This is a genomic window from Mycobacterium sp. NGS68, assembly GCF_059812195.1.
This window is the reverse complement of sequence record NZ_JCALCE010000036.1, coordinates 42769-51565: the sequence shown is the minus strand read 5'-3', so window position 1 is coordinate 51565 and position 8797 is coordinate 42769. Positions and strand designations below refer to the sequence as shown.

Annotated in this window: 9 protein-coding genes and 1 pseudogene; 2 read left to right on the top strand and 8 right to left on the bottom strand. The window is 73.0% G+C overall.

What is annotated here, in order from left to right; translation table 11 throughout:
* Positions 1 to 100: 100 nt before the first annotated feature.
* Entirely contained in the window at positions 101 to 304 is a 204-nt protein-coding gene (gene cspA, locus AC5Y5V_RS26625; RefSeq protein ID WP_007166602.1) for a cold shock protein CspA, read from the bottom strand.
* A gap of 290 nt (positions 305 to 594) precedes the next feature.
* Between cspA and AC5Y5V_RS26620 the strand changes: the two genes are divergently transcribed.
* Positions 595 to 2928 carry a DEAD/DEAH box helicase gene (locus AC5Y5V_RS26620; protein ID WP_499941110.1) on the top strand — a complete coding sequence of 778 codons (2334 nt, stop codon included), beginning with the start codon at positions 595 to 597 and terminating at the stop codon, positions 2926 to 2928.
* Positions 2929 to 3031: 103 nt separating this feature from the next.
* Positions 3032 to 4057, top strand: coding sequence for a PAS domain-containing protein (locus AC5Y5V_RS26615; protein ID WP_499941108.1), 1026 nt, complete (start codon positions 3032 to 3034; stop codon positions 4055 to 4057).
* Between the two features lie 75 nt (positions 4058 to 4132).
* Here AC5Y5V_RS26615 and AC5Y5V_RS26610 read toward each other — a convergent pair.
* The 7 genes and pseudogenes from AC5Y5V_RS26610 to ssd form a co-directional block, all read right to left on the bottom strand.
* Positions 4133 to 4354: pseudogene (locus AC5Y5V_RS26610) on the bottom strand (Rv3654c family TadE-like protein); the annotation flags it as partial.
* Between the two features lie 31 nt (positions 4355 to 4385).
* Positions 4386 to 4715, bottom strand: coding sequence for a TadE family type IV pilus minor pilin (locus tag AC5Y5V_RS26605; RefSeq protein WP_499941124.1), 330 nt, complete (start codon positions 4713 to 4715; stop codon positions 4386 to 4388).
* Complete coding sequence (locus AC5Y5V_RS26600; RefSeq protein WP_499941106.1) at positions 4712 to 4903, bottom strand: DUF4244 domain-containing protein; 192 nt, start codon at positions 4901 to 4903, stop codon at positions 4712 to 4714. Before AC5Y5V_RS26600 ends, AC5Y5V_RS26605 begins: the two co-directional genes overlap by 4 nt.
* Positions 4904 to 4939: 36 nt before the next feature.
* Entirely contained in the window at positions 4940 to 5530 is a 591-nt protein-coding gene (locus AC5Y5V_RS26595) for a type II secretion system F family protein (RefSeq protein ID WP_499941103.1), read from the bottom strand.
* Positions 5527 to 6330, bottom strand: a complete 804-nt coding sequence (locus AC5Y5V_RS26590) for a type II secretion system F family protein (protein WP_499941101.1) — start codon at positions 6328 to 6330, stop codon at positions 5527 to 5529. Before AC5Y5V_RS26590 ends, AC5Y5V_RS26595 begins: the two co-directional genes overlap by 4 nt.
* Positions 6327 to 7502 carry a TadA family conjugal transfer-associated ATPase gene (locus AC5Y5V_RS26585; protein WP_499941099.1) on the bottom strand — a complete coding sequence of 392 codons (1176 nt, stop codon included), beginning with the start codon at positions 7500 to 7502 and terminating at the stop codon, positions 6327 to 6329. The genes AC5Y5V_RS26590 and AC5Y5V_RS26585 overlap by 4 nt, the downstream gene beginning before the upstream one ends.
* Positions 7499 to 8551, bottom strand: coding sequence for a septum site-determining protein Ssd (gene ssd, locus AC5Y5V_RS26580; protein ID WP_499941122.1), 1053 nt, complete (start codon positions 8549 to 8551; stop codon positions 7499 to 7501). Before ssd ends, AC5Y5V_RS26585 begins: the two co-directional genes overlap by 4 nt.
* Positions 8552 to 8797: the final 246 nt, after the last annotated feature.

The window sequence follows — 8797 nt, the reverse complement described above, 5'->3', positions numbered from 1 at the left end:
CCATATCAGGGGCTTTTGTGTCTGCTCGCCGGGTGGCGGCGCCGTCAAAACGAAAACCCCCCGGGCTGTGCGCCGGGGGGTTTCGTCAGCTTCTGCTCGCTCAGACGGAGCGGACGCCGGTGGCCTGGGGGCCCTTAGGGCTGTGTCCGATCTCGAACTCGACTTTCTGGTTTTCTTCAAGGGTGCGGAAGCCCGAACCCTGGATCTCCGTGTAGTGGACAAACACATCCGCGGAACCATCTTCGGGGGCGATGAAGCCGAACCCCTTCTCCGCGTTGAACCACTTCACAGTTCCCTGTGGCATTTCTTCGATCTTTCCTTTTCTTTTGGGTACGGGGCGCCGCCTTTCGATGCCCCGGGCCCGCTACGACCGCCATACCTCGCAGATTCGCCGGAACTTCACCCGACCGATAACCTCGCAGGAACCGCGGCCGCAACGTCGATCCTGCGAAAGTTTGACACGAACACAGAAGCTGCGACCGCACTCAGTCAACCATGTTCGTCGCGTCGGCGACAGCACCTTGGGGGCCGAAGGGACGGTGAATTTACGTCAGCGTCACATCAGCATCCTCCCGGCCGCCCGCCCGCAGGCCCGTGACGGCGAGTTTCGGCAGCGAATTGCTGGCCGTCGCGCTCGCCGGCACCCCGCCCGACGAGCGGCCCCTGCGCCACGTCGCTGAGCTGCCGGCCCGTGGCGGGCGGCCGGCGCAATGGCCGGACTGGGCCGAGCCCGACGTGGTCCGTGCGTTCGCCGACCGCGGCATCAGTGCGCCCTGGTCGCACCAGGTCGAGGCCGCCGAGCAGGCCCACGCCGGCCGCCATGTGGTGGTGAGCACGGGAACCGCGTCGGGCAAGTCGTTGGCCTACCAACTTCCGGTGCTCAACGCGCTGGTGACCGACCCCGCCGCGCGCATCCTGTACCTGTCGCCGACCAAGGCGCTCGGGCACGACCAGTTGCGCGCCGCGCACGCGCTGACCAGCGCCGTTCCCCGGCTCGCTGCCGGAAGTAATCCGGTGGCGCCCACCGCCTACGACGGCGACAGCCCCGCCGAGGTGCGCCGCTTTGCCCGCGAGCGCTCCCGGTGGCTGTTCTCCAACCCCGACATGATCCACCTGTCGATCCTGCGCAACCACGCCCGCTGGGCGGTGCTGCTGCGTCGGCTTCGCTACCTGGTGGTCGACGAATGCCACTACTACCGCGGCGTTTTCGGTTCGAACGTGGCGATGGTGCTGCGCCGGCTGCTGCGGTTGTGCGCCCGCTATTCCGCCGAGCCGACGGTCATCTTCGCCAGTGCGACGACGGCCGCGCCGGGGGCGACGGCCGCCGAGTTGATCGGCCGGCCCGTTGTCGAGGTCACCGAGGACGGTTCCCCGCAGGGCGCGCGCACGGTGGCGCTGTGGGAGCCCGCGCTGCGCGCCGACCTCACCGGCGAGAACGGCGCCCCGGTACGCCGATCCGCCGGGGGCGAGGCGGCGCGGGTGATGGCCGACCTGATCGCCGAGGGCGCGCAGACCCTGACGTTCGTCCGGTCGCGGCGCGCCGCGGAGTTGACTGCGCTGGGCGCCCAGGCCCGCCTGGACGACATCGCCCCGGGGCTGTCGGGCACGGTGGCGTCGTACCGGGCCGGCTACCTGTCCGAGGACCGCACCGCGCTCGAGCACGGCCTGGCCGAGGGCCGGTTGCGCGGCCTGGCCACCACCAACGCGCTGGAGCTGGGCGTCGACATCGCCGGGCTGGACGCGGTGGTGCTGGCCGGCTTCCCGGGGACAGTCGCGTCGTTCTGGCAGCAGGCCGGCCGGTCCGGGCGGCGCGGCCAGGGGGCGCTGGTGATGCTGATCGCCCGCGACGACCCGCTGGACACGTATCTGGTGCACCACCCCGCCGCGCTGCTGGACAAGCCGGTCGAACGGTCCGTGATCGACCCGGCCAACCCCTATCTCCTGGGGCCTCAGCTGCTGTGCGCCGCAACCGAATTGCCCCTCGACGAGGCCGAGGTGCGGTCGTTGGGCGCCGAGCGGGTAGCCGCAGGCCTGGTCGACGACGGATTGCTGCGGCTGCGCAACGGCAGGTACTTCCCGGCGCCCGGCGTGGAACCGCATGGCGCCGTGGACATCCGGGGGTCCACGGGCGGCCAGATCATGATCGTGGAGGCGGACACCGGTCGGCTGCTAGGCAGCGTCGGCGTCGGGCAGGCGCCGGCCACGGTCCATCCCGGGGCGGTGTATCTGCATCAGGGCGAGAGCTACGTCGTCGACTCGTTGGACCTCGAGGAGGGTCTGGCGTTCGTGCACGCCGAGGATCCCGGCTATGCGACCTTCGCGCGGGAGCTGACCGACATCCAGGTCACCGGCGTCGGCGAGCGATCGCGGTTCGGGCCCGTCACGCTGGGCCTGGTGCCGGTGACCGTAACCCACCAGGTCGTCGGCTATCTGCGCCGCCGGCTCAATGGCGAGGTGATCGACTTCGTCGAGCTCGACATGCCCCAACACACGCTGCCGACCACCGCGGCCATGTACACCATCACCCCGGAAGCGTTGCTGAACAACGACATCGAAGCACTCCGGATCCCCGGCTCGTTGCATGCCGCCGAGCATGCGGCCATCGGGCTGCTGCCGTTGGTGGCCAGCTGCGACCGCGGCGACATCGGCGGCCTGTCCACCGCGATCGGCCCCGACGGCCTGCCCAGCGTCTTTGTCTACGACGGCTATCCGGGCGGGGCGGGGTTCGCCGAACGCGGCTTCCGCCAGGCCCGCACCTGGCTGGGGGCCACCGCCGCGGCGATCGAGGCGTGTGAGTGCCCCAGCGGGTGTCCGTCGTGCGTGCAGTCACCCAAGTGCGGCAACGGCAACGACCCCTTGGACAAGGCGGGCGCGGTGCGGGTGCTGCGGCTCGTGCTCGCGGAGCTGGGCGGCGAATCGAGCAGCTGACCGGCCCTGTCGGCGCCAATTGTGTTGCGTACCCAGCGACCTGCGCCGACGGAGGCTCCCCCGGCTGACCGCAGCGACGGGCCCCAACCGTAGACTCGACCGCATGGCCCACGACTGGCTGCTCGTGGAGACGCTGGGCGACGAACCGGCCGTGGTCGCACAGGGGCGGCAACCGAAGAACCTAGTCCCGATCACCACGTTTCTGCGCCGCAACCCCTACCTCGCCGCGGTCCGCACGGCGATCGCCGAGTCACTGCGCACCGGCCAGAGCCTGACCAGCATCACCCCCAAGAACGACCGCGTCATCCGCACCGAACCGGTGCTGATGTCCGACGGCCGCATGCACGGTGTGCACGTGTGGAGCGGCCCCGCCAACGTGGACCCGCCGGAGCGGCCCGTCCCGGGACCGCTGAAGTGGGACCTGACGCTCGGCATGGCCACCGATACCAAGGAGTCGCTGACCAACAGCGGCAAGAACCCCGCCGTCGAGGCCACGCACGGCAGGGCGTTCGCCGAAGACCTGCCGTCGCGCGACCTCAACCCCAACGAGAGCAAGGTGCTGGCGCTGGCGATCAAGGCCGAGCCGGGTCAAACACTTTGCAGCAGCTGGGATATCACTGACTGGGAGGGCAACCCGATCAGGGTGGGCTTCGTCGCGCGCACGGCCATGGAACCGGGTCCCGACGGTCGCGATCACCTGATCTCGCGCGGCATGAACTGGCGCGCCGAGCTCGACGGGACACCCGCCACCGCCGACCGGCTGGCGCAACAGATCCTCAACGGCCTGGCCCAGCCCGGCGTGCACCGCGCCCTGGTCGACCTCAACACCTGGACCCTGCTGAAGTGGCTCGACGAGCCCTGCCCCTTCTACGATTGGCGCGGCAGCGACCCCGGCCGGCCCCGGGTGCATCCTGACGACGAGAACCTGATGTCCTCCATGACAACGGAATTCGCCGGCGGGGCCACGTCCCGGGTGCTGCGGCTGCCCGGCGACGACGGCAGCTGGGTGCCGATGCACGTCACCGTCAACCGGGTGGAGCTGGAGCCGGAGACGTACGCCGGCCTGCTGTCGCTGCGGCGGCCCACCGACGCCGAACTCGCCGACGAGGGGCTGACCGAGCGCGGCTGACGGCGCACGGGGCACCGGACCGGCCCGTGCGGCGGCCTGCGCCGAGCCGAGCGGGACAACGGCCACCCGGACCGTGACGACCACATCGAGGTCGTCTACCTGGCAGTCGAGTTCGTCGACGCGCATGGCGTGGGCCACCGCCATCGCCCACGTGCAGGCCACCCCGACGCCCGACGGCAGCCGCCCCGCGGCGGCCAGTGCGGCCAGATCCGCGGCCGCCTGCGCACGGTGGCGCGCGATCACCGCCGAGCCGAGGTACGCACCGCCACCCGCCACGCACAGCAGCACCGCGACCATGGCCGCCGCCACGACGGTCGCCGCACCCCGGTCATCCCGACGGCTCGGCCGCCGAGACCGCCCGGGCCGCAATGTCCAATGCGGGCAACAGCTTTGAATGCGCCACCACCGTCGCGACCAGGAAGTCGCCGTCGCGCTGCACGCGGACCTGGGCGCCGCCCGGCGCGATGCGCCGCGCGGCGGCGATCCCCCTCCGTTCGTCGCCCCGGGCGGCCAGCCGGGCCGCTTCGCGGGCCGCATCGACACAGCGCACCTGCATCGAGACCGCGGTGAGCCCCGCCAGACACAACACCAACACCACGACCAGGGAAGCGATCCCCAGCGCCGCCTCGACGGTGCTCGCGCCGACATCCGAAGTCAGACCTTGGTGTTGAGCGCGCGGGCGATGATGTTGGTCAGCGCCGCGACGATGGAATGACCGGTGACGACGGAGTACAGGATCGCCCCGAACGCCGCGGCCGCGATCGTGCCGATGGCGTACTCGACCGTCGACATGCCCGACTCGTCGGCCGCCAGCAGCGTCATCCGCGCCACGAACACACGAAACATGTTGACCACCAATGCTTCCTCCTTGTGATGTCCCGGTCACAACAGGCCCGACCGAAGCAGGTCGCCGGCCAACCCGGCGACCACCGGAACGATGCCCAGGCACACGAACGCCGGCAGAAAGCACAGGCCCAGCGGCCCCGCGATCAACACGCCGGCACGCTCCGCGGCCGCGGCGGCCGAGTGGGCGGCGTCGTGGCGGCATTGGTCGGCCAGCTCCGCGATCCCGCCGGCCAGCGCCGAACCCGACGACGCGGACCGGCGGGCCAGTCGCAGCAGCGCGTCGGTCTGCGGGTCTACCGTGTGGGCGGGCTGATCCGGCGGCACCGACCACGCCACGGCCGGGTCGGCCCCCAGGACCAGCAGGTCGGCGGCGCGGCGCAGCACCGCGGCCAGCCCGGGCGGCGCCGAGGGCGCGGTCGCGGCGGCGGCCGCCGACACCGCCATGCCCGCCGCCAGGCACACGGCCAGCACGTCGAGGCTCGACGCGATCGCCAGCGGGTCCGTTCCGCGTACCGGCCGCGCCCGCCGGCGCTGTCCGCGGGACGGCATCATGGCCCGTGCGCGCACCACCGACGGGCCGGCGCCGGTCCACAACGCCACCGCGAGCAGCACCGCCGCGGTGCTCACGCGGCAACCCGGTTGGTGATCCGGTCCGCCCACAGCAGTCCCAGGCACGCCAGCGTCAACCCCACGACCAGTAGCCAGCCGCCCGCGCTCCCGCCCAGCAGGAAGCTCAGCGGCCGAGCCCCGATCAATTGACCGAGCAGCACCCCGAGCGCCGGCAAGCCCGCCAGAATGGCCGCCGTGGCCCGCGCGCCGGCCAGCCCCGACGCCACCCGCGCGGTGAACCGTTGCCGTTCGGTGATGTCTTGTTGCGCCGCGCGCATCAGGGCCGCGATGGCCAGCCCGTGGTCGCTGGCCAGCTGCCAGCACACCGCCAGCCGTTCCCAATGCGTCGGCAGCGCAGAGGATCCGGCCGCGCTGCGCAGCCCGGCGGCCACGTCGGCGCCCAGCCTCGCGCGCGCCGCGACGGCACGCAGGGACGCGGCGACCGTGCCGCCGGTTTCGTCCGCCGCGGCGTCGAACGCGCGCACCGGATGCGCGCCGACCCGCAACTCGCCGACAAGCACGTCGAGCGCGGTTTCCAGGCCGCGCCCCTCGGCGATGGCGCGGCGGTTGCGGCCACGACGACGGCGGCGCACGGCCGCGGTCGCGCCGAGCACCGCGGCGGCGAGGACCGTCGGCAACGGCAGCAACACGGCGCCGACGGCCGCCAGGCCGCCGGCGGCGATCCAACCGCCCCACCGCGAGCCGGTCCGGCGGACCCGGCGCCCGGGCATCGGCAACGTCAGCCGATGCCGCGGGGACGAGGACAGCACCACGATCGCCAGCGCGACGAACAGCGCCGCGAGCAGCTGCCCGTTCACGCCGGCATCCGGCTGTCCAATAGGCAACGCAGCGCGGGCGCGTCGTCGGTCAGGCCCCGATCCGCATGCCACACAGTGACCGCACGCACCCGCCCGTCATCCGCGCGCAGCACCGCGATCTCGGCGAGCCGACGCCGTCCGGTCCGGTCCCGCGCGACGTGCAGCAGCACCTGCACCGCGGCGGCGAGCTGACTGTGCAGCGCGGCACGGTCCAGGCCACCGAGCGCACCCAGCGCCTCCAGCCGCGCCGGCACCTCACCCGGGTTATTGGCATGCACGGTGCCCGCCCCGCCGTCGTGGCCGGTGTTCAGCGCGGCCAACAGATCGACCACCTCGGCACCCCTGACTTCGCCGACCACAATCCGGTCGGGCCGCATCCGCAGCGCCTGCCGGACCAGCTGACGCACCGGCACCTCACCCACGCCTTCGACGTTGGCGCATCGGGCGACCAGCTTGACCAGGTGCGGGTGTGGGGGCGCCAGCTCGGCGGCATCCTCGACACACACGATGCGTTCGGTCGGGGGGACCGCGCCGAGCATCGCCGCCAGCAGGGTGGTCTTGCCCGCCCCGGTACCTCCGCACACCAGGAACGCCAGCCGGGCGGCGATGACCTCGGCGACCAGCGCGGCAGCCCGCGGGTCGATCGCCCCGGCCGCTGTCAGCGCCGCGAGATCCTGGGTCGCGGGCCGCAGCACCCGCAGCGACAGGCAGGTCCCACCCGCTGCGACCGGCGGCAACACCGCGTGCAGCCGCACCGCGAACTCCCCATCGCCGATGCCGGTCAGCTGGCCGTCCACCCAGGGCTGCGCGTCGTCGAGGCGGCGCCCCGCGGCCAGCGCCAGCCGCTGCGCCAGCCGCCGTACTGCGGCCTCGTCGGCAAACCGTATCTGGCTGCGCCGCAGCCCGTTTCCGTCGTCGACCCACACCGCGTCGGGCGCGGTGACCAGGACGTCGGTGGTGCCGTCGGCGCGCAGCAACGGCTCGAGGATGCCGGCCCCGGTCAGCTCGGTCTGCAGCACCCGCAGGTTGGCGAGGACCTCGGTGTCGCCGAGCACCCCGCCGGCCTCGGCCCGGATCGCGGCGGCCACCACCGCCGGCCCGAGCCGGGCACCCGGCTCGGCGGACTCGGCGGCCAATCGCTCCCGCACCCGCTCGATCAGCGACCCGCTCATGCCGCCCTGCCGCCCCGCGCCGGCCGGGCCGGCAGCATGCCGAGCACCCGACGAGCCGCCGCCGCCAGCGCGGAGCCCCGCCGCAGCCTCAGCCCGCCGCGCTCCAGCTGCTCGGCGAGCCGCGGCTCGGCCCGCATCGACGCCAGCAGCGGCAGATTCGCGATGTCCGCCACCTCCGCCGCCCGCAATCCGCCCGGCGACGGGCCCCGCACGACGAGTCCCAGGTTGGGATTGACGGCGGCCAGCACCGGCGCGAACGCTGCGGTGGCCGCGCACGAGCGGACGTCGCACGGACTGACCAGTACGACGAGATCGGCGGCGTCAAGGGCGATCTGGGTGGCATCGGTCAATCGGCGCGGCAGATCGCCGACGACGGTGACCCCGCCGCGGCGGCCGGCGTCGACGACGGCCTCCACCGGCGCCGCGTCCATCTCGTACCCGCACCGCGCCCCGGACAGCACGCTGAGCCCGCGGTGTCGCGGCAGCGCCTCCCGCAGCGCCGACCAGTTCAGCCGCCCGCCCTGCAGCGACAGGTCAGGCCACCGGACACCGGCGGCGCTTTCGCCCCCCAGCACCAGGTCGATGCCGCCGCCCCACGGATCGAGATCCACCAGCAGCGCGTCAGCGGCCGCGAGAGCCAGGGCGACCGCGAACAAGGACGCACCTGCCCCGCCGCGGCCGCCGATCACCGCGACCACGTCGCCGCGCTGCGCCCGGGGACCATCGTCGTGCGCCGCCGCCTCGGCCAGTTCGTGGACCAGGGTGGCCTCCTGCTCGGGCAGCCTCAGCACGTGCTGGGCGCCGACGGCGATCGCCGACTCCCAGGTCCCCGCCGTGGGTTCGGCCGCGGTCAACACGCTGACGTGGACGCGCCGTGGCAGGCCGGCGTGCCGGCAGCGGTCGGCTGCGGCGTGGTCGAGCACGACGGCCGCCGCCGCCGACCATGTGCGCCGGCTCAGCGGGGCGGCGACGCCGGAATACACCACCCGGACGCCGACCGCCGCGGCCGCGCGGTCCAGTTCGTCACGCAGCGCGGCGTCGGTCAGCACGGCCAACACGCCTGCCGATGCGGCGGGTCCGATAGTCACTCCCCCAGCGTGGGGTCCGCAGCGGATGGGACACCAGTGCCAAACACGGATTTGTGGATAGAGACGGAACTGTGCACTAAGTGCCCGGTTCAGCGCTCCGACCGCGCGCAAAAGCACAATCCCCGCAACGGCCAAGCAGCCGGCTGAGGACCGTACCTATCGGAAATATTTACCCCAGAAAAGGGACGACCCCCGCCAGGGGGGGAG